The sequence below is a fragment of the Paenibacillus sp. FW101-FHT12H11 genome (assembly GCF_058790355.1).
In genome coordinates this window covers 16,292-40,351 of sequence record NZ_JBYTCO010000004.1, presented here as the reverse complement: position 1 = coordinate 40,351, position 24,060 = coordinate 16,292, and the positions used below count along the sequence as shown (strand labels likewise).

20 protein-coding genes and 2 riboswitches are annotated in these 24,060 nt (G+C 49.5%); of the genes, 3 read left to right on the top strand and 17 right to left on the bottom strand.

Annotated features, from left to right (window positions below; translation table 11 throughout):
• The first annotated feature begins 424 nt into the window (after positions 1-424).
• Positions 425-1,333 carry an ArsR/SmtB family transcription factor gene (locus AC3WTJ_RS13810; protein ID WP_492522267.1) on the top strand — a complete coding sequence of 303 codons (909 nt, stop codon included), beginning with the start codon at positions 425-427 and terminating at the stop codon, positions 1,331-1,333.
• Positions 1,334-1,529: 196 nt separating this feature from the next.
• Here AC3WTJ_RS13810 and AC3WTJ_RS13805 read toward each other — a convergent pair whose 3' ends face one another.
• From AC3WTJ_RS13805 to AC3WTJ_RS13760, 10 genes are all read right to left on the bottom strand, one after another.
• Positions 1,530-2,711 carry an MGDG synthase family glycosyltransferase gene (locus tag AC3WTJ_RS13805; RefSeq protein ID WP_492522266.1) on the bottom strand — a complete coding sequence of 394 codons (1,182 nt, stop codon included), beginning with the start codon at positions 2,709-2,711 and terminating at the stop codon, positions 1,530-1,532.
• Positions 2,708-3,391: a phosphatase PAP2 family protein gene (locus AC3WTJ_RS13800; protein ID WP_492522265.1), complete on the bottom strand. Its 684-nt coding sequence runs from the start codon at positions 3,389-3,391 to the stop codon at positions 2,708-2,710. Before AC3WTJ_RS13800 ends, AC3WTJ_RS13805 begins: the two co-directional genes overlap by 4 nt.
• Positions 3,392-3,759: 368 nt before the next feature.
• Entirely contained in the window at positions 3,760-4,281 is a 522-nt protein-coding gene (locus AC3WTJ_RS13795) for a hypothetical protein (protein ID WP_492522264.1), read from the bottom strand.
• A 69-nt stretch (positions 4,282-4,350) separates the two neighbouring features.
• Positions 4,351-7,026 (bottom strand): YhgE/Pip family protein, encoded by a 2,676-nt coding sequence (locus AC3WTJ_RS13790; RefSeq protein ID WP_492522263.1) that lies wholly within the window; start codon positions 7,024-7,026, stop codon positions 4,351-4,353.
• Positions 7,027-7,679: 653 nt separating this feature from the next.
• Positions 7,680-8,132 (bottom strand): SRPBCC domain-containing protein, encoded by a 453-nt coding sequence (locus AC3WTJ_RS13785; RefSeq protein WP_492522262.1) that lies wholly within the window; start codon positions 8,130-8,132, stop codon positions 7,680-7,682.
• Positions 8,113-8,439 carry an ArsR/SmtB family transcription factor gene (locus AC3WTJ_RS13780; RefSeq protein ID WP_157324123.1) on the bottom strand — a complete coding sequence of 109 codons (327 nt, stop codon included), beginning with the start codon at positions 8,437-8,439 and terminating at the stop codon, positions 8,113-8,115. Before AC3WTJ_RS13780 ends, AC3WTJ_RS13785 begins: the two co-directional genes overlap by 20 nt.
• A gap of 533 nt (positions 8,440-8,972) precedes the next feature.
• The gene (gene atzF / locus AC3WTJ_RS13775) at positions 8,973-10,811 is read right to left on the bottom strand and encodes an allophanate hydrolase (protein WP_492522261.1); all 1,839 of its coding nucleotides are present in this window, start codon (positions 10,809-10,811) and stop codon (positions 8,973-8,975) included.
• 16 nt (positions 10,812-10,827) lie between these two features.
• Complete coding sequence (uca, locus tag AC3WTJ_RS13770; RefSeq protein ID WP_492522260.1) at positions 10,828-14,448, bottom strand: urea carboxylase; 3,621 nt, start codon at positions 14,446-14,448, stop codon at positions 10,828-10,830.
• Between the two features lie 24 nt (positions 14,449-14,472).
• Positions 14,473-15,123: an urea amidolyase associated protein UAAP2 gene (locus AC3WTJ_RS13765; protein ID WP_492522259.1), complete on the bottom strand. Its 651-nt coding sequence runs from the start codon at positions 15,121-15,123 to the stop codon at positions 14,473-14,475.
• 20 nt (positions 15,124-15,143) lie between these two features.
• Entirely contained in the window at positions 15,144-15,860 is a 717-nt protein-coding gene (locus AC3WTJ_RS13760; protein ID WP_492522258.1) for an urea amidolyase associated protein UAAP1, read from the bottom strand.
• Between the two features lie 71 nt (positions 15,861-15,931).
• Positions 15,932-16,033, bottom strand: a riboswitch (guanidine-I (ykkC/yxkD leader).
• Between the two features lie 191 nt (positions 16,034-16,224).
• Positions 16,225-16,327, top strand: a riboswitch (guanidine-I (ykkC/yxkD leader).
• A gap of 88 nt (positions 16,328-16,415) precedes the next feature.
• Here AC3WTJ_RS13760 and AC3WTJ_RS13755 point away from each other — a divergent pair.
• The gene (locus AC3WTJ_RS13755) at positions 16,416-17,774 is read left to right on the top strand and encodes an APC family permease (protein ID WP_492522257.1); all 1,359 of its coding nucleotides are present in this window, start codon (positions 16,416-16,418) and stop codon (positions 17,772-17,774) included.
• A 57-nt stretch (positions 17,775-17,831) separates the two neighbouring features.
• Here AC3WTJ_RS13755 and AC3WTJ_RS13750 read toward each other — a convergent pair whose 3' ends face one another.
• The 3 genes from AC3WTJ_RS13750 to nadX form a co-directional block, all read right to left on the bottom strand.
• The gene (locus AC3WTJ_RS13750; protein WP_492522256.1) at positions 17,832-18,818 is read right to left on the bottom strand and encodes a Gfo/Idh/MocA family protein; all 987 of its coding nucleotides are present in this window, start codon (positions 18,816-18,818) and stop codon (positions 17,832-17,834) included.
• Between the two features lie 369 nt (positions 18,819-19,187).
• The gene (locus AC3WTJ_RS13745) at positions 19,188-20,594 is read right to left on the bottom strand and encodes an NAD-dependent malic enzyme (RefSeq protein ID WP_492522255.1); all 1,407 of its coding nucleotides are present in this window, start codon (positions 20,592-20,594) and stop codon (positions 19,188-19,190) included.
• A 25-nt stretch (positions 20,595-20,619) separates the two neighbouring features.
• Positions 20,620-21,426 carry an aspartate dehydrogenase gene (gene nadX / locus AC3WTJ_RS13740; protein ID WP_492522254.1) on the bottom strand — a complete coding sequence of 269 codons (807 nt, stop codon included), beginning with the start codon at positions 21,424-21,426 and terminating at the stop codon, positions 20,620-20,622.
• Between the two features lie 136 nt (positions 21,427-21,562).
• Here nadX and AC3WTJ_RS13735 point away from each other — a divergent pair, with 136 nt between their 5' ends.
• A complete protein-coding gene (locus tag AC3WTJ_RS13735) occupies positions 21,563-21,898 on the top strand; it encodes a 2Fe-2S iron-sulfur cluster-binding protein (protein WP_127456892.1) in 336 nt (111 codons plus the stop codon).
• A 265-nt stretch (positions 21,899-22,163) separates the two neighbouring features.
• On the opposite strand, the gene AC3WTJ_RS13730 is transcribed toward AC3WTJ_RS13735, so the two are convergent.
• The 4 genes from AC3WTJ_RS13730 to AC3WTJ_RS13715 form a co-directional block, all read right to left on the bottom strand.
• A complete protein-coding gene (locus AC3WTJ_RS13730) occupies positions 22,164-22,721 on the bottom strand; it encodes a stalk domain-containing protein (protein ID WP_492522253.1) in 558 nt (185 codons plus the stop codon).
• 199 nt (positions 22,722-22,920) lie between these two features.
• Positions 22,921-23,220, bottom strand: coding sequence for a hypothetical protein (locus AC3WTJ_RS13725; RefSeq protein WP_127456893.1), 300 nt, complete (start codon positions 23,218-23,220; stop codon positions 22,921-22,923).
• Positions 23,221-23,241: 21 nt separating this feature from the next.
• Entirely contained in the window at positions 23,242-23,712 is a 471-nt protein-coding gene (locus tag AC3WTJ_RS13720) for a RidA family protein (RefSeq protein WP_492522252.1), read from the bottom strand.
• 38 nt (positions 23,713-23,750) lie between these two features.
• The gene (locus AC3WTJ_RS13715) at positions 23,751-24,035 is read right to left on the bottom strand and encodes a 2Fe-2S iron-sulfur cluster-binding protein (RefSeq protein ID WP_127456895.1); all 285 of its coding nucleotides are present in this window, start codon (positions 24,033-24,035) and stop codon (positions 23,751-23,753) included.
• Positions 24,036-24,060: the final 25 nt, after the last annotated feature.

Genomic DNA, 24,060 nt, shown 5'->3' with positions numbered 1-24,060 from the left:
TACTCCTACTACTCGCTTCTCCCAACGCCTGCTGCTTTCAGTAACTCATCCTATGTTGACGCTGCATTCGCTGCCCTAGCTGTTTACGTTGCACTTTGTGCAACCATTTCGGGCATTACCCGCTGCCGCAGCTAGCTACGTTGTACTAAGTGCAATCATTTTTCCCCAAAATGCCATTTTTCAGCGCATTTCCAACTTCTTGATTGCACTTGGTACAATGAAAGCCAGCTCTTTCAGCAAAATGCTCGCTTTATATTGCACATTGTGCAATATAAAGCTGCATTTGCTTAACTCGGCCCCCCGCTTCCCGCTTGCAATCAAACGTCGCTCTTAACAAACACTCTGAAATAATCCCATGTCAACTTGTTAAATTAACCTACAAGTTATACAATAAACAAAAACATTAAAGATTGAGGTTCCTTTTATGCAAATTGAAGTCTCCACCAAAAATATGGCTTTTCTCGAATGCTTCTCCTCGGAAACGCGCGTGAAAATGATCGAGCTGCTCGGGCAGGAGCCACTCAACATCAAACAACTCTCTCAGAAACTTGATATTTCTTCCGCGATTGTAACCAAACATATTCAGAAGCTTGAGCTAGCCGGCATCATCACCTCCGAGAACACAACCGGTGTTCGAGGCACGCAGAAAATATGCCATTTGAAAATCGATCAGGCCGTCCTGCAGTTCAAACCGAAGAAGCCGGTCGACCTTCCTACGAATACACTTGCCATCCCAATCGGCCAATACACCTCCTTCGAGATGAAGCCAACCTGCGGGCTTGCGTCTCCGACCCAGCTGATCGGCGTGTTGGATGATCCGCGTTATTTTGCCGATCCAGGTCATGTCCATGCGGGGATTCTATGGTTTGCCAGCGGCTATGTGGAGTACCGCATTCCCAACTTCCTTCACAGCAATCAGAAGCTGCGCACATTGGAAATTTCCTTTGAAATTTGCTCCGAAGCTCCGGGATTCAACGAGAACTGGCCTTCCGATATCTCGTTTTACATCAACGACGTCCCCCTCGGCATCTGGACGAGCCCCGGTGATTTCGGCTCCCAACGCGGCGTCTTGACACCGGATTGGTGGAGCAGCAGCAATACGCAGCACGGCCTGCTCAAAGTCATTACGGTCAGCCCCACCGGCTCCTACCTGGACGGTACCAAAATATCCGATACCGCGATACAAGATCTATCCGTCGCCTTCGGCAAGGATATTCAGTTCCGCATCGCATCCTTAGAGACCTCACCCAACTGCGGAGGCATCACCTTATTCGGCAAAAGCTTCGGCAACTACGCACAGGACATCATCGTCACCATGCATGAGGACAAATAGAAGCTGCGATCTACTACGAAAACACCTTTACAATAGATACATTGTCAAGCTAAACATCTAAACAAATCAGCAAGCAGCTGATTTAAAAACACAATAAGCACTTATTGACACCAAACTTGACAAGTTATGAAATCATGCGTTTTTTAGCGGATAACAAACGTTTTTGAAGGGTGAAAAGAGGGAGGAACCCGCCATTTTAGCCGTTGGCATAGGCCAAACGCATGTCGTCAGCCATCGGGACAAAATGATGGCGGGTCTCAAAAATAGCGCGAAGCATATGTTGGGCATCCTGATGCTGTTGGCTCATCTTCACGTTCTCTTTCAGCTTCGATAAGAGCGATTGATTCGCGATTACTTCCAGCAGCTGGTTTTTCAGCTCCAGTGCATTTTTCACTTCGATCGCGGCCCCTAAGCTGACCAAGTACGCAGCGTTTTCCTGCTCTTGGCCAGGAATCGGCTTATACAACATCATGGGAAGCTCCAACGCCATCGCTTCCGAGATGGTAAGACCGCCCGGCTTCGTGATGATCAGATCCGATAAAGCCATCAACTCATGGACATGGTCCACGAACCCTGTCACTTTCACGCGATGACGCGTTTTCTCGCCGCCCAGCTCCTCCTCGAGGAGCTGTTTGAGTTTCTCATTGCGCCCGCAGACAAAAACGAACTGCACCGGCTCCGCCAGCTCATCCGACTGCAGCACAGACTTGAACTGCTTGCCGATCAAGCCATGCCCGCCGCCCATGACCAGCACGGTCGGCATCTCGCGATCCAACCCATGCTGATCTCGCAGCTCCGCCCGATCATATGCCTGTGTAAACGGCTTCCGAATCGGAATTCCCGTAACCACAACATGCTCTTCTGGAACACCGTATCGAAGCAGCGCTTGCTTCACATGGTCAGCGCCGACCAGGTAACGATCCGTCCCCGGATGAATCCAATAGCTATGATCCGTATAATCGGTCATGACCGTTACGGTTGGCACCGTCGTGAATCCGTTGCATTTTAAGTACGACATCGCCGCCGCGGCCCCAGGGAACGTGCACACGACCTCTGTCGGTCCCTCCTCATCCAGCAACGCCAACATCCGATCCGTGCTGAAAGATTTCATCTTTTTAAACATATGGGAAAAAGTATTATCATCACGCGTCTTGCGGTACAGATAGCCATAGACGGACGGCAGGCTTTTCACCCACTGCATATAGCAGTATTTGCCCACCCCATGCAAGTAAGGATGCGTCCACTCCAAAAAATCGACCACCTTCACATCTACATCAGGCCTATGCAATCTCGTAGCCTCAAGGATCGCCTGAGCCGCTTTATTATGTCCATCCCCTAAACTGCCTGTCAAAATCAATAATTTTTCTCTGCGCTTCATTGCCTTAATCCTCCTTCGAGATTGCTTTGCTGTGTCCGTACTTTGACTTTGATTCGCGACTCCGTCATCCAGCCTTTTCGCACACGATCCATGGCATAAACAACACCCTCCGCCACGAGGACAGCTCCTACAATATCGAGCAGGACATGCTGTTTCACGAACTGTGTGGAGACGATGATGAGCAGCGATATAGCGGTTACGATAATTTTGTAGCGCGTCGCGACTCGAGTCGTACGCAGGTAGGCTCTCATCATGAGATAAGAGGTCAGCACATGAGTGCTTGGAAAGCAGTTAAAAGGTTGATCCGATCGGTACACCCACGCCACAAGCTGAAGCAAAGGGTCAGTGCCGGTTAGCACCGGCCGAGGTACAGTCGTTTGATAAATGGCATATATGCCATAACAAATCAGCAATCCAATCACAAATTCAATTAGCGTTCTATAATAATTACGACGATCCTTGTAAGCCAAGTACAGAAACCCGACAAGCAGAAACCCATACCACGATAGATAAGGTACGACAAAACCTTTCACGAAGGGGATTTGCCGATCCAAATCGGTCACCAAGTTGTAAGCCATTCCACCAGCTTGATTCAGCTGAACATAGATCAGACCCACCAACGGGATCAGCAACAATGCGCTGCAGGCCAAACAATAGGACCACCACGATGTTAATCTCACTCCAATTCCTCGCTCTCCTTAACGTTACCTCAATGATAAAGGAGAAGCTTTTTTATCTAAACGCTCTAAGGTACTGTCTTTATTTAGCCAAAAGTCTTGATAAAACCTAGACTAAAGGCTAAGTTCTGCGTGACTGTGATCCTCTTGCCCATCTAAGTATCACAAACTCATCAAATGTATATCATATGTATATCATATGTATATCATATGTATATAAATGGTAATGGAGGTGAGCTATAATTGACTCATAAAAAAGGAGAGGAGCCGTCCCGTTGATTCCGTTCCTATGAGAGAAATCCTTCGCAATACTCGTTCCATTTTGGCATAACAAAAACCCAAGGCATCGCCTCAGGTTCTCGTGTCTCTTGCTATCCATTCTTTCCGTTTCTCCACTTCGTAAACCGTACTCCAGCATATATCACAGCACTCAACACGCACATTAAAGTTAAAGGGAGCACCCAATGCGTCGGCACAGTCTCCTTTGCCACAACGGCTTTGAGGGAAATCTCTTTCGATTGGAGAAAACTAAGCTCTTGCACAGCATTTTCTGCCGGTTTCGTTGGCGAGCACAGCGGATTCTCCCAATCCCCTTGTTTCTTTTTTAAGAAGAACAAATACGATTTCCCGCGCTCACTCGTCCCCCAGGTAAAATCCTCCGCCACCGAAATGTTTCGATCCTCCATCCCCTTGAAGCTCGTCAATACCGTTAACTTCAGTTCTTTGCTGTTCCTTTTTGTGATGACCCCGTCCACGTTCGCTACAATAACCGCATCGTAAAGTTCATAACTCTTTTCAATGGAAGGTGGCATCGCGCAAGATAGCGCAAAAGCATGGGCAGGCACGAAAGCGGTCCAAACAACCAAGATGATGATCAGCATTCTTATTTTCATATCAGCACCGTCCTCTATCATCAAAGACGGATCAAAACGTTCATTGTTTCACAGAATGAGGAAATATTTTCAAGAAATTAACTTCGTCATCTTCGCCTTTTCAGCTACGCGCTTCGTATAGCCGCTCAGCGGTTTTTTCAGCGCTAATGCCACTACATAGCAAACCACGATAAACACACACAGACAGAGGACATCTTTCAGCACCACCCACAACAGCATCCCCCCGACGGCCTCGCGCATCACCCCAACCGCATAAGTAAACGGCACAAACGGATTCAGCTTTTGAAAAAAAGGCGAAGCCGTGCTCACCGGGAACGTCCCTCCCGAGCTCGAAAATTGCAGCACGAGAAAAATAATGGCGATGCCTTTGCCGATGTTGCCAAAAACAGAAACCAAAGTGTACGTGATGGTAATAAACACAACGCTTATTAACAACGCAAAAATAACAAACCAAATCTTATCCACAACATATGTACCCAATATAAAAATATCCCCAAGGGTGACAATCAACGCTTGAAAAAATCCAACGGTCAAGAAGATCATCATCCGTCCAAAATAAATATGATGCGTCTTGTACACACCGTCTAAGTTATCCACATCTACTCTCATCAGAGACACAAGCAGCATAGCGCCTACCCACAACGAAAGCGTTGTGTAAAAAGGTGACATCGCCGATCCATAGTTCGGAATGGGAAATCTCTTATCCTCTTTGATCAGCACCGGATTAGAGAGAAAATCGCTTTGCTTCTGAATGTCATTCTGAAGCAAACGAAGAACCTCGTCGACGCTGCCGCTTCCTTGCACTTTACGGATCTGGTCCGCTGCCTTGTGGACAGCCTCTTCGAAGGCCGGCAGATCGCTGCGCACAAGATTAGCCGCCAGATGAACGGCATCCTCCACCTCAGGCAGCTTCGTCTGGTATAGATCCGCCACTTTGCGGATTTCTTCCTCCGCTGCAGGCAAGTCGTTGCGTATAAAATCCGCTGCCGTATGCAGCTTCTGCTCAACTCGCGGCAGGTCGTTGCGAATGAACGGAGCCGCCTCATTAATGCCGGTGGTGAACGCATCCAGCTTGCTTTGAAGCGTCGACGACGCTTCGTGCACCTTCGCCCGGATGTCCGGAAGCTCCTTCTGCAGGGTATCGAGCTGCGTCTGGGCAAAATGGATGCCGTTTTGCGCATCCGTCAAAATCCCTTTGATATCGGGCAGCTGCTCCTTCAATGTTTGAAGCGCACTTCCTGCATTCTGGGCGACACTCAGTATTTGCCCAAAGGCTTTCGTCATATTCGGCACGATCTCCGAATCGTATCTGGCCAGAATGCCGCCCAGCGCGCTGCTTGCCTCTTTGGATAACGTGTTCAAGTTATTCACGATGTCCTTTGCCGGCTTTTCACCGCGTCCGATGGCGGTTTGCAGCTTATTCAGGGCTTGAATTTGATTAGCCATATTCGTTCGAAGAGCCGTTAACCGTGAAATGGTATCCGCAAACGGGTTATTCGGCAAACTCGCGTTCAAACGCGTGAACACATCTATCGTGTTATCCAGCACAGCCGCACCGGACGTGAGGCGTTCGGACAAAAAGCCAATAGCCGCCAGCGATTTTTGCGGGTCGATATTGACATCCTGCAGCACTCCCGTAAGCTGCGTGACAGCGTCCGCCGTTTGTTGCAGCAGAGTCAGGTTCTGCTTCACCACCGGGATTAAAGTCTGGAATGCCGCCTCATTTTTGTGCAAAAAATTCGTGAGCGCATCAGCGAAAGCCGCTCCCTGCGTCGCAATCGCGTCGATTTTCGGCAGCGTATCCAGCGCAGCGCTAACGATCTCATCAGCTTTGCGGGATTTATCAATGGCGGTATTCAGCACCTCTTCCACTTTACCGAAATTCTGGTCGAGCTCCGCCACCCTGCTTGCAGCTTTCTGAATCTCGGGCAGCTTCTGCTGAATAAGCAGCACTTCCTGCGCAACCGCCTGAATCTTCGGCCAGCGCTCTTCAATCTTCAAAACAGTATCCGCCGCGCGATTAATATCCGGAATTTTCTCTTCGAGTTGGACGATCTTCTGCCCTTTCTCTTTCAGTTCGGGCAGTTTCTGTTCTAACTCCAACGCCTTTCCACCCATCGTCTCGATTTCAGGCAATCGATTTTCCAACTCCAAAATCTTCGCTTCCATATTGCGAATCGTCGGCAGCTCCTTCTCAAAATCGATGCCGATCTCCTTCATCCGGGTCAGAATCGAGTTGCTCACCGTTTTGATAAAATTCTCACTGATTTGCTGAGAGACACTGGACGCGCCTTTGCTTGTAATTTTTGGCGCAACAGCATTGATTTTTTCATTCACGGTATAAATGATTTCGGGCTTCTCCATCGTGCCATCTATAATACTCGTAATTTTCTGCGAGAAGTCCTTAGGAATAATTAAGCTCGCGTAGTAATCCCCGCGTTCCACCCCGTTCAGTGCCGTTGCTTCATCCACAAAGGTCCAACCCAGCGTATGATTTTCTTTTAGATTATCCACAACCTCGTTTCCAATGTTAATGGTTTTATCCTCAATCTTCGCTCCTTGATCGTTGCTTGTCACTGCGATTTTGATCCCCGATGTATTGGAATAAGGGTCCCACATCGCCTCTAGGTTAATCCAGGCATACACAGACGGCAATATGGCAAGCGCCACCATGAGGAGCAGGCCTGTAGGCACCCTCCATAAGTTAATTAGATCCGTCCGATAGATGTTGAAAATCTTCTTCATTGACGCCCCACCTATCCCTTCCCATTTGGTTATTAATGTAACCTGACAGCCCCTTACGCATACCAAATAGTATCATAAATATAGGATCTGAGTACATACTCCCATGTGGATAACTTAACCTGTGGATATGTGCACAGAATGCACAAAGCCTTATGCACAGCATGATTTGTGGACATGTTGATACTGTGGGTAATTTTGTGGATAAGTGGGTATAAGGTGTGAATAGTGCGCGAAAAAGAGGGAGGACAGGCGCTGATTGGCGATGAGCATGGAGGAAAAAGCGGATGGGCGTGGCGCGTGGTGGAAGGCGAAATGTGTAGGGGCGCTGGAGGGATAGGATGAGTGACCAAGGGCGGGCTAAATGAGGGAGGAAGCGTGAGAGGAATGATGGGCGAAGCCGGACAAGTTACGGAAGGATAGCTGGACGGAACGTGGGAGGAACGGCACGAGGGAAGCCAAGTGGAAATGTCGGGTGAATAGCAGAACAAAAACTGGGCGAAGCATGGAATAAGCACGGGCGATGCGCAGAAATAACTACTAGAATAATGAGTAATTTGAGATTGAAAAAGAGGGAGGATCTCCTGAGCTAGGTTATCCCTCTCATTAAATATGAAGAGCGCGCATAGTCATGCGCGCTGCTAATACACCAATCATTAAGCTTGTTCAGATGACGGAGCTTCCCCAGCTCCATCGGCCTCGGCTACCATCTGAATACGTGGCAGAAAATGCGACCAACCTTTCACATGATCCGCAATTTCCGTTGCAGGCAGATCGTAGTGCATGAACTCTAAAAGAGTGCCATTATCTTTAGGTGTTAACTTAAATTCGACAGTGCTTGAGCCTGGAGGGACCACCTTGGAGCGCTCCCACCCCCATGTCATAACGACTTTTTCGTTAGGAATAATCTCTTTGTACTCACCCGATGCAATGTCACTACCGTTCAAATCGATGCGAAATTTGCCTCCAATGCTCGGATCAAGCAAAACGTTGCGTCCCATCCAACGAACTAATTTATCCGGATCTGTAAAAAACGAGAACAAAGTCTCCGGACGGCATGCGATAAAAATTTCCTTCTTAATGATCTCCCTACTGCTCGTTGTTTCCATGCTTTCTTCTTTCCTCCTCTTCAGCAGCTTCTTTAAGGCGCAATAAGCTATCATCCCAGAAGCTCTCAATGTATTGCATCAACTCGGCGAATCCTTCCCTCCTAATGCCATAGAATCGTTTGGTGCCTGCCCGTCGAACAACGACGAGTCCAGCCTCTTCAAGAACCTTGAGATGCTGCGAAATTGCCGGTGCTGAAATGTCAAAATGCGAAGCAATGGCGCTGGAGGTCAGCTCCTCATCACGGACGAGATGTAAAATATCTCGGCGCCTTGGTTCCGTTATCGCTTGAATGGCTTTATCAATCATATCAATAATTTAGCACACACTTAATTAAGTGTCAACTTAATTAAGTGTGTGCTAATGAATAAATAGACTCTCTAAGTTCTAAAGAAAGCGATCATGATTAAGGTAGTCAGGACCTGTAGCTACGACAAAAACCCTCCTCATGAAGGGGCTTTTTAGCTTATGTAACGTTGTTCATCGCAAGATAAACCAACCGCCGATGTAAAGCGGACGGCCCCCGCCTATAGTAGCCAACTAGTTAAAAGGCCATAAGCCCCACCAATTGGCGCTCAACCACCAACACCCAAGTACCCACCGTTCAGTAGCGGACTCAGCAGCCGTTATTCTGCTCATTTCAGCGATAATTGAGGTGTTATCGGACTGAGATGACGTTATTTATGCATTTTGTCGCTGTTTTAGACAGCTTTACAACCAATAGCGTCACCTGAGTCCGTTAGATGCCTAATCTTTACCCAAAAGCACCAAATTAGCTCCACTCAGTCCGTTAGCCGACATTGCTGAGATGACGTTATGCTCAACGATGTAAAACATCGTTATCAATCCTGCAGCGGCACCACTTGGCGCCACCCGCCAAGCGCTGTCACATCTTCCGCACCCGCGGCCGCGTAAGCCTCACAAACAAAGCCCGGGACCTCCGTGCCGTCCCGGAGCTCAACCTTACCGATCCCCAGCGGAGCCGGGATCGCCGCCACAAAGCCGCCGAATGCCTCCAGCGGCATTTCCCAAACCTCCAGGGCGATCGCTGCGCCGCCCTGCTCCCGCTTCACGAGCCCCGGCTTCGCCGGCGTGGTCGCCAACTTCACGAGGCTGTACTTCGCCGCGGTTTCATCCTCACGGATGAACCGCGCTCCACAGCCTCGCATCTGCTTCTCCAGCGGGTAGCCGCGCATGTGTAAGCCGCAGACCGCGACGAGCGTCGTCGCCTGCGCTACCGCTGCACTCACTCCGCTATCGGCGCTCATCGATGCGCCTTCGCTCGCGCTAGCAGCCTCGCTTGCCGCGCTCGCCCCCGCCAAGATCAGCTCGGCTGCGCCGCAGATCAAGTTCTCCTCTTCGGCAATCCCGAAGAGGGTAATGCCAAAAGGCGTCAGCGGAGCCGCATCGCACGCCGGCACGGCAACCGCACACCAATCCAGCAAATTGCAATGATTGGTGTAGCGGCCCATCTCCCGATTCGTCTGAATCGGGTCGGCGAGCACCTGCTCGCGGGTCCATGTGCCCCCGCAGGTCGGCATAACAAGAACCGCCCCCTGCAGCAACTTGCGGGCTTCGAGCTTGAAGCGCTGCAGCTTATGCATCGCTTGGAACACCGACGCTGCGTCATACTCCGCTGCCGAGCCAGAGCGGAGGATCTGCTCCGTCACTGGATACGCTACCCCCGGATTCGCCTCAATAAAACCACCCACAGCTGCCCATCGCTCAGCCACCCACGGCCCTTCATATAAAATCGCCGCCGCTTGGGCGAACATTGTAACATCTACATAGGCGATAGGGAGATTCAACTCTTGCAACTGTTTCACAGCTTTTCCCCATGCCGCTTCATACTCTGCAGCATAAGACCCGTAGAACCCAAGCGGACCATCCGGAAGCAGCAGCGTCTGCGGAAGTTGAGACGCACCTCGACTCACGCTGCGCGACCACGGGTCTTCCGCGTGAAGACCACGCGCTACGCCGTCTACGGCGAGTGCGTCATCCAAGCTGTGCGCAAAGACGGTTACACAATCTAAACTCGCACAGGCAGGCACAACCCCTTTGGTTGGCCAAGCGCCGAGACTCGGCTTATAGCCAACCAACCCGTTCAGCGCAGCCGGCACGCGGCCTGAGCCTGCCGTGTCCGTGCCAAGCGAGAAAGCCGCTTGGCCACGAGCAACGGCGACGGCGGAGCCTGAACTCGAGCCGCCGCTGATCAATTCGGGACGCAGCGCATTGTGCGCGTCGCCGTAAGGGCTTCTTGCGCCGACAAGCCCTGTCGCGAACTGATCCAAATTCGTTTTGCCGACCGGAATTGCTCCTGCCGCAATCAGTCTTTCTACAACGCCCGCATGCTCTGATGGCGTATAGGCATACTCCTCGCACCCTGCCGTCGTTGGCACCCCCGCTAGATCAATGTTATCCTTGATCGCAAAAGGGATCCCCCACAGCGGCGCATCCGCCGGATTCCGCTCAGCCAGCGCATCCAAATAGGGTTGAATGAGCGCCATAGAAGGCGGCGTAATCCAAAGATTCATGCCCGCGTCGTCCGCTGCGCGCTGTACAATAGCCGCCATGACTTCATGCGGATTCAATTCTCCTTTCGCATATTTATCCTGAAGCCAAGAAATCGTAAGCTCTAGAGGAAGCTCCGTCACAACGCCATTCTCCCTAATCTTTGTCATCTACAAACACCTCTCCTTAAGCAGATTGGGCAATTCCAAGAATGAGCTGACCGGCATGCACTTGATCGCCAGGCTTCACTTGAATCATCGAGACATAACCGTCGCAAGGAGCGTGCTGCGGGAATTCCATTTTCATACTTTCGAGAATAGCTAATTGATCGCCCTTCTTCACTTGCTCACCTGGTGAAACAAGCACTTTCCACACGGAGCCCGGCATAATCCCGCGTACAGCGACTGTACCTGCCGGCAGTTCATCCTCGGGTTGTTCACTTGCGGTTTCCTGCTCAGATACGTACTCCGCTAAGCCCTTCGCCTTCCAGCTCTCCCGCTCTTCGTTGAATGCGATTTGCTGCTGCTCCCGGAATGTCGCTGCACTTTCTTCAATAGAACTCAAGAATTGCAAATATTCACCTAAATCAAAAGTCGTCTCCTGAATATCCGCTTCATAACGGCCTCGCGGGAAATCTTCACGGAGCTGAAGCAGCTCCTCGGCACTCACTTCATAAAACTGAATTTGGTCAAAAAATCTCAGCAGCCACGGCTTACCAGCCTTAAAGCTCTCCGTTGAACGCAGCCGATTCCACATCTGAATCGTACGTCCGACGAATTGATAGCCGCCAGGGCCTTCCATTCCATACACACACATGTATGCTCCACCTATACCAACTGCATTTTCCGGTGTCCACGTGCGTGCCGGATTATATTTCGTCGTTACTAGACGGTGACGCGGGTCAACTGGTGTGGCTACAGGCGCACCCAAGTAGACATCCCCTAAGCCAAGTACCAAATAATTGGCATCAAAAACAATCTTTTTCACATCATCAATCGAATCTAATCCATTAATACGTTGAATGAATTCCAAGTTGCTCGGACACCACGGAGCATCGGGCCGAACTCCTTGTTGGTAGCGTTGAATGGCCAGCTGAGTAGCCGGGTCATCCCATGAAAGCGGCAAGCGGACAATGCGCGACGGTACACGGAACTCTTCAAGCGGAGGCAGCGCTGCGTCAATTTCTACAACTTTCGCACACGCCTCACTTACGGTGATTCGAGTCGGATCAATATGGATTTGCAAGGAACGAATGCCCGGCGTCAAATCTAGCACCGGAATCGAGCCGCTCTCCGCGATCGCTTGCATCAAAGCCTGCACTTGGAAGCGCAGCAGCAAATCCAACTCAAGCTCGCCATACTCTACGAGCAGGTTCTGATCGCCGCAGCAGCGGATCGTGATCGGAAATCTGCGATTCGCTGTTTCATGGAAAAGGCGCGGGTACTCCGGCGTAATTTCCTTATTAACAGCAGGCAATGCCACACGGGTAAGCCGTTCGTAATCTCCCGCGCCAATAGCTCGCAAATTCTCCTCCTGCCCCTCACGCAAAACTTCCGCTTCTTGAAGAGTGAGCAGGTGGAACCGGATGGAATCACCCGGATGCAATTGCCCAAGCTTCCAAAACTCCGCCGAAGCCGTCGTTACCGGACAAACGAACCCGCCGAGACTCGGCCCGTCCGGACCTAGCAAAATCGGCATATCCCCCGTCAAATCCAACGTGCCGATCGCATAGGCATTATCGTGAATGTTGGATGGATGAAGCCCCGCTTCGCCCCCATCTTCCCGCGTCCAAAGCGGAGCCGGCCCCTTCAAACGAACACCCGTTCTTGAAGAGTTGAAATGCACTTCCCAGCTTGTTTCCGTCAACTGTTCCAAGTACTCCGCCCGCAGGAATTCTCCCGTACAATGCGGTCCAGGAATGACCCCAATCGTCCATTCCCGTGTCATTTGCGGACGGTGCTGCACAGCAAGCTCAGCCGTTTCTTGGACAGGACTGCCGCCTGCGTTCACGCCAAGCACATCGCCAGTGCGCAGCGCGCGACCGCCGTGTCCGCCGAAGCCGCCCAGCGTGAAGGTCGAGGAGCTGCCGAGTATTTTCGGCATATCGAAGCCCCCGCTGACCAGTAGATAAGACCTCATCCCTTCTTTGGCCTCGCCGAAGCTCAACACTTGCCCGCGAGCTGCAAATACCGGCTTATAGAGCGCGATAGCTTGCCCGTCCAGTTCCGCCTGCATATCCGCGCCAGTGACGCAGAACCACGAATCGCTGCGGAACTTGTAGGAACCTCCGCGCAGCGTCATTTCAAGTCCAGGAGCGTCATCCGCATTGCCGAGCAGCTTGTTGCCGATTCGGAACGAGAACGGATCCATCGGCCCGCATGGCGGCACTCCCACATCCCAGTGGCTGATACGTCCAGGGAAGTCCTGCACCGTAGTTTGGATGCCGCCATCCAAGACTTCTAGCGCCCGTTCGACGGGCTCGAATGTATTTAACAGCTGCGTGAAGACATTCCCGTCTACGCAATCTTGTTCTTGCAGAAGCGCCTGCAAATATTGCAGGTTCGTAGTAATGCCATACATACGCGTCTCAGACAGCGCCTCGATCAGCTTCCGGATAGCGTCCGTACGATCCGTACCGTGGACAATGATTTTAGCCAGCATCGGATCATATAAGGTGGTGACCGTTAAGCCATCCCTCACCCATGTTTCATTCCGCGCCCCAGCCGAAAATACCGCCTGATCCAATTGCCCCGCACTCGGACGGAACTGCTGCAAGCAATCCTCCGCGTAAATGCGCGCTTGCATGCTGTGACCGATCGGCTTACGAATGAGCGACTGGATGTCGGTCAGTTCATTTGCCGCTTCGCGCACCATCCACTCGACAAGATCGACTCCCAACACTTCTTCCGTCACACCGTGCTCGACTTGAAGTCGCGTATTCACTTCCAGAAAGTAAAACTCGCACGTTTCCGGGTCATACAAATATTCCACCGTACCTGCGCTGCGGTAGCCGACTTCAGCTGCTAGACGCTTAGCCGAAGCAAACATCGCTTCACGCACATCCTCCGAGAGATTCGGAGCCGGACTCTCCTCAATCACCTTCTGGTTGCGGCGTTGGATGGAACAATCGCGCTCGCCAAGCGTAACGACTTCTCCGAAGTTATTGCCGAAAATTTGCACCTCGACATGGCGCGCTCTGGCGATATATTTTTCAAGGAACATGCCGCCGTTTTTAAAATTCGTCTCGGCCAAATGGCGCACGCCGTCATAAGCGGCCCTGAGTGCCGCCTCATCCGCACAGACGCGCATGCCAATGCCGCCGCCTCCCGCTGTGCTTTTGAGAATCACCGGATAACCAATCCGCGCAGCTTCCGCGAGCGCAGTCTCAAGCTCTGTAATGAGTGGCGTTCCCGGCAGCATCGGGACACCGGCTTTTTCCGCGATTTCGCGCGCCGAATGTTTTAGCCCGAACATCTCCATTTGTTCCGGTGTAGGTCCGATGAACACAATCCCCTGATCGCGGCATGCACGGGCAAAATCCGCGTTTTCACTCAGAAAACCATAGCCGGGATGAATCGCTTCGGCACCGGTTTCCAGCGCTGTTTTCAGAATCAACTCTGTATTCAAATAGCTTTCCTTCGCCGGCCCCTCGCCGATCAGAACCGCTTCATCCGCTCCATCCACATGCAAGCTGTCTTGGTCTGCTCCCGTATACACAGCAACCGATGCCACTCCGAGCTTGCGCAATGTGCGCTCAATGCGTACTGCGATGGCACCGCGATTAGCGATAAGTACTTTCGTAAACATCGTATCCACACCCCTTTTGAATTTCTATTTATCCCAAATTAGCACCTGAATCGGCGTTGGATTGTAGGCATTGCAAGGATTGTTAAGCTGCGGACAATTACTAATCAGCACCATGGAGCTTCCCAACGATTGAACTTCCACATAGCAGCCTGGTCCAGAGACGCCATCATCAAACTTCAATCCCCCCTCAGCTGTAACCGGCACATTCATGAAAAAGTTAATATTCGGCGCCAAATCCCGCTTCGTATAAGCCCCATCGTGCTGTGCAAGCTGCAGCATAAAGGTGTCCCGGCAGTTATGCATCGACAGCTTGTCGTGCGAGTAACGCACCGTATTGCTTTGAGCGGAGCAGGAGCCGCCTACGGTATCATGCCGTCCGCACGTATCCGCTACGATTCGGAGCAGTTCTTTGCCGGATTCGGCACGCAGCACCGAGCCTGCGCTTAAATAAATGTTGCCTTGGCCTGCAATTGTCGCCACAGCACTGTAGTGATCCTCTGGATTTTCAGCATCGTAAAACAACGTATCCGCTGCTTGATTCCCTTCCAGATCAACAATGCGCAGCACTTGGCCCGGCTTCAGCGCACGCATCCAGCCGTCCCCCGCTTGAATGATTTCGCTATATATCGCCTCCTCGGCTTTGCGAGGGCTCTCCACACGATTAAATACCGCCATATCCGTTCCTCCTCCGATTTTTAAGTAAGCAGTGCGTGATATTCCCATGTATTTTCAAAAGCCCGGCGATTCTCCGAACGATAATTGACACAAAAATCGTCCATGCCTACAGGGTCAGCCTGCAGCACTTCGATGTTAACAGGCACCGATGGATAGGTGGTTCTTGGATCAAGTGGATTAGGGGTATTAGAAAGAACGAGCAGCGTATCCAGCTCTGTCCGAAGCGTGACAGTAGCACCCGCCGGGCAATGCTCTAGGCTGAAATGCATATCGCCTTGCTCATCGCAGAACACCTTCGAGAATAAGTTGAGGACAGGCATCATATCCCTCATGCTTAACCCGCTGCGAACAAGTTCCACAGCGAAGTTCTCCTGCCCGCTCCGCAGCCACTCATTTCGCAGCTCTTGATAGTTAGTAGCGCCATATTTGGCGTCCGTCGCTGCTCGGCTCGTGTATCCACTTAGCGGATCATGCCAACCTATGCTGTCTTCCACAATGCTTGCGAGCACTCTCCCATTGTCACTCATTAGCACATGTCCTCGCGTCAGATGGGCGGTGTATTGCGCTTTAAGCGTATCCGGCATATTGTAGCGCTCCGTCAAATCCCGTGCGTGAAACAATTGGATGGACACATTCGCTCCCGCCTCCTGAGCCGTAAACCGGATCAACTTCCCTTTGCCAATCACGCCTGACCATTTGCCTCCCGGGCTTATTGTCTTGTTCCACACAGTTGCCATCGTATCCATCTCCTCCTGAGTTCTGTTAAACAAAAAGGGAGACATCACAAGACGCAAATCGTCTTGGTGATATCTCCCAGGTTTTTATCCTTCCGTGTCGCTCCTCATGATAGAAGCGGTTTACTCTCGGACCAGCCCGGCGGTGTACCGGCGGAACCCTAGTAAACAATCGTATTCATTTGTGTTATTAAACATAACATTGACTATGGAATGTGTCAACAACTTCTATCGTTTTTACCTTTTTCATGCAAAATACTTCTCATACGCCATACAATGTGTTATATTAACTTACACAAAAGACATATAGTTAACATTAAAGAGGCAGCACGCTTATTTTTCAACTTATAAGTAAAGATTTATAACATACAAAGTTTTCTAGGGTTCCGCGCTAGCTTAAGCTACGGTCTGGTCCAAGAGAAAACGCACAGCTCACCCTGTGTTCACGGAGGGACAAAAGCCCGGGAGATATCTGTTTATTAGATATCCTCCTTGGCTTTTTTGCATACCAGCCCCTGACAGCGACCACAGCACCAACGATAAAGGGAGTGTTCCATCATGACCAATGAAGTCAAATTGCGGAAATCCTTAAGCTTGTATCAAGTCGTCTACATGGGGCTTGCCTGGATGACACCCATGATTTATTTCTCCATCTATGGGATAGCCTATGAGAATGCTCACGGCATGCTGACACAAGCGTATCTGCTTGCTTTTATCGCCATTTTCTTCACAGCCTACAGCTACGGCGTCATGTCCAAGTCGTTCCCCACCTCAGGCTCCGCCTACACGTATACGAAAAAAAGCATCCATCCCTACCTGGGCTTCCTCGTTGGTTGGGCATTGCTGCTGGACTATTTCTTCTCCCCGATCATCGCTTGTCTCACTTTCGGCATTTATCTGCATGCACAGTTCCCGTCCATCCCGGCTTATGTCTGGATTATCGGACTGAACATCATCCTTGGTATCGTCAATATCATCGGCATTAAATTCTCAGCGAATATTAGCAAATTGTTCGTTTGGATTCAGATTCTGTTTATTGGCGTCTTCTGCTTCTTCCTGATCCGCAATTTGACGGGGGACGTTCATCCGATGGGATTATTCCTTCAAACGGACGTGCCGTTCTCTACAATCCTGGCCGGCGCCTCCATTATTTGCTTCTCCTTCTTAGGTTTTGACACCGTCACAACCATGTCCGAAGAAACGGTGAATGCCCAGAAAACGATCCCTCGGGCGATCATGATCATCATCCTTACAGCAAGCGTTCTTTACCTGGTGCCATCCGTTTTGACTCAGCTGATTTATCCACACCTAACCTTCGTAAATGTAGATTCGGCAGGCTTCGAGATCGTCAAGCTTGTTGGTGGGGCCGCACTCAGCTCTGTGTTCATCACTGTGCTCATACTCGCTATTTTTACACAAGGTTTATCGTCCGTAACGAGCGTTTCCCGTCTGCTTTATGTCATGGGGCGCGATTCCATTCTGCCTAAGCGAGTGTTTGCCTTTCTTCATCCGAAATTCAATACACCGGTCATCAACATCGTGATCGTGAGCTGCGTCTCTCTGCTGGCCCTCGTGATCTCCCTGGACAACGCCGTCAAATTCGTGAATTTTGGTGCATTAACGGCCTTCTTCTTCGTAAACATCTCTGTCATCTCGCAAAAATACATCAAAGAAAACCAACGCTCCTTGAAGCAAACTATCTTGTATCTGGTGCTTCCTTTGGTCGGAACCGGCTTCATTGGTTATCTGCTATCGCTGCTAGACCGAGACGCCTTATGGATGGGCGGTGTCTGGCTCATGATCGGGATTGTGTATCATCTGATCCGGAAAAAAGTTAGCTCCGAGGCAGCTGAAACCGTCCTCGCTCCTATGGCTATATCGAACAAACCCATGCGTACCACCGGTTCTATCAAATAAAAAAAACCGAGCGAACTCAGGACCTTTTCCTGATTATCGCTCGGTTTTTATTTGCATTTATTTCCGGTCTGCCGGGAATACAAGTCCCATTTGTTTTCTAGCTTCGTCCATAATGGCCATTGCGATGCTGGAATTGGCATGGGAGTTCGTCTCGGACTCCGACGCTCCGCTTTGGATGAGGCGGATGAATTCTTCTGCCTCGTACCGCATTGTTCTAGCGCTTTGCTCGCGCGTAAGATTCTCTACCGAACCGTCACGATAACGGATTTCAACTTTCTCTGGCTGGTTGATTTTATCAATCACCATCGTTGCGTGTTCGCCTTGGATTTCTGCCGGCAAGTAGGAGCTTGCGATTTTGGAATGCATAATTACCGCATCCATGTCTTTGTAGCTCAGCAGAAGGCTGCCTTCCCCATCGACACCGGATTCCAGCAGCATGCCGCTTGCCTGCACGCGATCGGGGGTTCCGAACAGCACAGCCAACGGATAAATGCAGTACACACCAAGGTCCATCAAGGAGCCATTGGAGAAAATGGGATTGAACGCATTCAGCACCGTGCCCTGCTTGTAGGCATCATACCGCGAGGAATATTGGCAGTAGCCTGCGAAATAACGGCGGATAGGTCCAAGCTTGTGCAGATTCTCTTGAATGGCCTTGAAATTCGGCATCAACGTGGACTTGAGCGCCTCCATGAACACAACCTTGTTGCTGCGCGCTGCCTCAATCATGGCGGACAACTCCGCCGAATTGGATGCTGCCGGCTTCTCGCAAAGGACATGCTTCCCGTGATTCATGCAATGCACGGCGTACTCAGCGTGAAGCGAGTTCGGACTAGCGATATAAACAGCATCGAATGTATCGCTTTGAGCAAAAACATTCAAGTCCGTAAAGCGGTTAGCCACCTCGAATTTATTGGCGAATTCCGCCGCCTTTTCCTCCGTGCGTGAGTACACGGCTGTTAACGCAAATTCTCCCGTCTCGCGGGCTGCGTGAATGAACTCTTCTGTGATCCAATTTGTTCCTATTACTGCAAAACGTATCATAGTGGCTCCTTTGTGATTAGGTTTTGGCGTTGGTGTGGCTGGTTGGAGAGAACTGTGGTCCTCTATTTTGGCACATTCGGTGGAATCGGAGGCCATAAGTTGGCAAATTAGGCCCTGTAGTTCCGCTTGGAGGGTTATTTTTTGCGATAACGTTGAAATAGCGGACTGTAGTTCCACATTCCGACGCGAATGTTGGCGATGTGGCAGGTTCCACCAATTTGTTCTTTTTACTATACCTGATTTGGGATAGTTGATAAAGATACGCGCAAATTGAATGCAAAAAAAAGCACCCTTTGTTGGGTGCTTTTTGCTTGAGGTGCCTCGGATATCTAAGCCCCCAAGCCTTCTCGACCTATTTCATGTTACCACTTATCTGAAATCAGGCGGAATACGACGTGAAACACCGGTCAAAATCGCTGCTTCAACTACCGCATTCCTCACTTTGGTAACAACTTGCTCATTAAAAATACTCGGAATGATGTATTGGTCATTCAACTCATTTTCGGAAACAACAGAAGCAATAGCACGTGCCGCCGCAAGTTTCATCGGTTCGTTGATCTCGCGCGCACGGCAGTCCAGCGCCCCTCGGAAAATCCCCGGAAACACAAGCACATTATTGATCTGGTTCGGATAATCGCTCCGCCCCGTAGCAAATACGCGCACATGAGGGAGCGCTTCTTTCGGATCAATCTCCGGCACCGGATTGGCCATAGCGAAGACGATGCTGTTCGAAGCCATCTTTTGCACATCGCTTCCGCTCAGCAATCCGCCTCTCGACACGCCGATGAATACGTCAGCTCCGCTAATGACATCGCGTAAGCCGCCAGGGTTAGTTTCAACTTGCGGCTGCTCGGCAAGCCATGCCCACATCGGGTGGTGCGCATATTCGCCTCCGCGAATGATCGCCCCTTCCCGATCAACGGGGACGAGCCGCTTCACGCCGGCGGCAAGCAGCATTTTACAGATTGAGACACCTGCTGCACCTATGCCATTAACAACAACGCGAACCTGATCCATTCGCTTGCCAACAACTTTCAGCGCATTCAAAAGCCCGGCGATGACAACAATAGCCGTTCCATGCTGGTCGTCGTGGAAGATAGGAATATCCAACTCTTCATTGAGCCTTGTCTCAATCTCGAAACAACGTGGGGAGCTAATATCCTCCAAATTAATACCGCCAAAAATAGGACTAATCGCTTTAATCGTGCGAATGATCTCTTCCGTATCCTGCGTATCCAAGCAGATCGGGAAAGCGTCAACCCCTGCTAATTGTTTAAAAAGCATCGCTTTACCTTCCATAACGGGCGCAGCTGCGTGAGGGCCAATGTCGCCCAAGCCTAGTACAGCGGTACCATCCGTTACGACAGCCACGGTATTTCTTTTTATCGTTAATGAATATGCTTTCTGAGGATCTTCATGAATGGCTGTGCACACGCGGGCCACTCCCGGTGTATATACGATGGACAAATCATCCCGGTTTTTGATCGGAAGGGTTGGCTGTACAGAGATTTTGCCCCCAAGATGCGCAAGGAACGTGCGGTCCGATACATTGACAAGTCGGATGCCATCCAGCGATTTGATCGCTTCCACAACGGCGGTCTCTGCCGTATCGGCCACTTGAACCGTGACATCGCGAACCGTTACTTCTTGCCCTGGGCGAATGATATCGATGGAAGTAATATCTCCCCCTGCTTTACTTATGGCCGAAGCCACATCACCAAAGCTCACTTGGTTGAGACTTAATTCCAGACGCAAAATGATACTGTTATAGGCCATATTCAGATCCCCGTTTCTATATGTTTTATATGCCGATGACAAAAGGTGATGTTAAATCTCGCAGCGTTTTGATGACACTCATCGCCACAATATAGCCGGTTTTGGGATTGCCGGCGGAAGGTGTATTTCGGATTTGCAAATGGATTTGACCGAATTTTCCTTTCGCTTCAATCTCATGTGTATTGTGGCTGATATGAGGATCTACGTACACTTTTACTTTGGTCCGATCAAACCCTATGCCGGCTAAGCTTAGTGCAGCCGAAACATTGACACTCTCCGGAAACAATCGGGCGGAATCACGAGCCACCCCATCGAATGCGCAAAATGGCTCCGTTAATTCAGCCAAGTTCACCTGCTGCTCGATAACCGTGCCAATCCAAGCCTTAGGGGGTTTTCTTGTCACTAATGTAACTTCGTCCATCGGGCCTACACTTCCTGCTGCGATCCGATCTAAACCTCCGATTGCAGCTGAAGGAACCATCACTTTTTTGCCCGTTTGACGTGCTTTCTCGAGAATTTTAAGGTGCAGCGGCTCGTCCGCTAACGCACCAACGCTGACCAAGATAAGGTCCGCTCTATTGTCTAACGCTTTTTCACCATAATGCTTTACCGCCTCGTGCCCAGCGCTCTCCACCACAACGTCCAGTCCCTGACGGAAAAATACTTCCTCATTGGCTGTCATGATGTACCCATGAGAACTTGTATCCGGATACTTCGTTTCGTCACGAACGAGTATCGCTTTTAGTTGAACCTGCCCGGCGTTTCCCTGCAAAATAGCTTGGGCTACATCCTGGCCTATGGTTCCATATCCGATAATGCCAACGTTTAACATATGTAAGGGATCCTCCTAATGTGGGTTCAAATGATCTCGCCTTGTCCCTCTATCATATCAAAAATATTGTATTTGGTATACCATAAACCAATTAAATATGATATACTAACTCTACTAAGACATGGAGGGATGCCAAGTGCCATCAGTGACTTATCAAACATCTGGAAAAACGATAGAAGTCGAACAAGACGCCAATCTCTTAAGAACATCGATCCGTTATGAAGGGTCTGTACCTTACAAATGCGGCGGTGGCCTTTGCGGAACTTGCCGTGTACAAATTGTGGACGGACATGAACACCTCAGCAAAATTATGAAAAAGGAAGTCGACCGACTCGGCCAGGAAAAGCTGGATCAAGGCTTCCGTCTTGCCTGCCAAACCTTCGTCACCGGTGACGTGACCATCTCCTGGGGCGAAGAAGATCTCAATCGCCTCGGCAAAATCGCTCAGCGAAGAATTAACGCAGCTCAATAGAAGGAATGATGGAAGCAGTCCCTTGGGGGCTGCTTTTTTGTGTTGGCTAAACAATAGCAATACTAATTCCACAACACGAAGCCATCGTTCCCCCGGATTAGGCGCTAGCACCATGTAGATAACCACGCTAATGCATTTGCAAGCCAAAGACAACCGGTCGTAAACCAGTTGCCTTTAGTTGTAATTGAACTCTAGTTCTCATAACTAAAAATCTATACTATCTTTTATTGCAATTTAAGTATCCATTAATTTGCAGCAATTTAATTTACCTTACTACTAGATCGTAACCAGCAATATATGGTTTAAGAAAATCAAAAGCATTTAAATCATTGGGTGCAATTTTCTGATCAATTACAATACCACTCTTAGGACTAATAACTAAAAAAGATTCATCCTTTTTTAATACTAACGCCGGCAAGTACGTCTCTTTCCCCTGTAAAGAAAGTAAAGTTCCATCAAAGTATACGTTATCCGGAAGTTTAACATTTCTTACTGAGATACATATATTTCTTATTAATTTTGTATTATTCCCCTCTGTCGGCACACATGCATCCTCTCCATTTTTATTCATTATTACGTATTGATGCTCTGGATCCCATTTTACCTCTTTACCCATAATTTCAGCCATTGTTCTTAGAGGAACGTAAGTGGTTCCATTATAAATAAAGGGAGATGCATCTTCAGGAAAAACGACTTTCTCGCTATTATTGAAAATACCCTTGATTGTGTAATAAGCCTCTATCATCGTCCCTCCGGCAGCATAAGCTTGCACAGAACCAAATAATAGAACCCCAATGATAAATCCGAATAATATTTTTTTCACTAACATTCTCCTTTTTTACAAAATTAATATAAGCTTATTTTAAAATTTCCACCTTTCAACAATACCATATTATGTGAAAACGTAGCAGATGGGGGGGATTAGCATGTTACAAACAACAGCAACATTCTACAATATCGATTTGTAAGGAAGTGTGAATCACACAAAAAAAGCGCAAGCTCCAAGAGCCTGCGCCTTTATCCTATGCCGTTTTAACAATCTTACTATCCTTGTCGATGTCCAATTCATAGATCTCTTTCTCGATTTGAGCGGTGGAATCGAACTTTGGAAATACTTTGAGCGGAATGCTGTTATCTGCGAATTTCTCGGAAACCCCTTGAATAATGATTCTCGCATCGTCCCCAACGATTTTGCATACTTCAAAAAGTGTTTTTTTCTTGCCGAAGAAGTAATATTCGTATGCTGCCACTAACTCTAAATTCGGATTATTAGTCACCGTACGGTAACGGTCCGTTGTGGATACTAGAATATATTCGCTCATATGAAGCCCTCCGCTCAATTTTTATTTAAAAGCCACAATTAGTTCTACTTCCACTGCCGCCCCTCCGGGCAATGCAGCAACACCTATAGCGGAACGGGCATGTAAGCCCTTATCCCCAAATGCCTCAACTAGCAAGTCAGAAGCGCCATTTAATACAAAAGGCAAATCCTGAAACCCAGCTTCCGCATTGATGAAGCCTTCCATTTTGATAATACTGGTCACCCGATTCAGGTCTCCCAATATAGCCTTTAATGTACTTAATTGATTAATCACACATTGCCTGGCTGCTTGATATCCTTCTTCTTTCGAAAGCTCGTGTCCTACCTTGCCTTTATATTGCAGCACTCCACCCACCTTGGGAGTCACGCCACTCAAATAAATCAAAGGCGGCACCATAGTGTAAGGCAGATAATTGCCACTTGGTTTAGGCGGAGAGTCCAGCAGAATGTTCAGTTCCTCGAGTTTGGCTTCAACTTGTCCATAGATTTGCACAATAAGTCATCCCCCATATTCACTGCTGCCTCACTGTCCTATTCCTGACAAAGCTCAATATCTTCCGAAATATATAACTGGCATGCTAAGCGGAAGCCTTCGTTAATTTTATCGCCCAGCATCTTATTTTCTTTCCAATTAGGTTCTTGAAGCTTATCGCCACCGGTAACCACTTTCACCATACATTTCGTGCATTTCCCCATACCACAGCCATACTTCAGATGAGGGAATTTCTTCACCCCCGCTAAAACCACCAAGTTACTATTCTCAGTAACCTCTTGCTGATAAACTTGGCCATTTTGGTGCAATGTCACATTCGGCATTTCACAACCTCCATACAGCAGCATG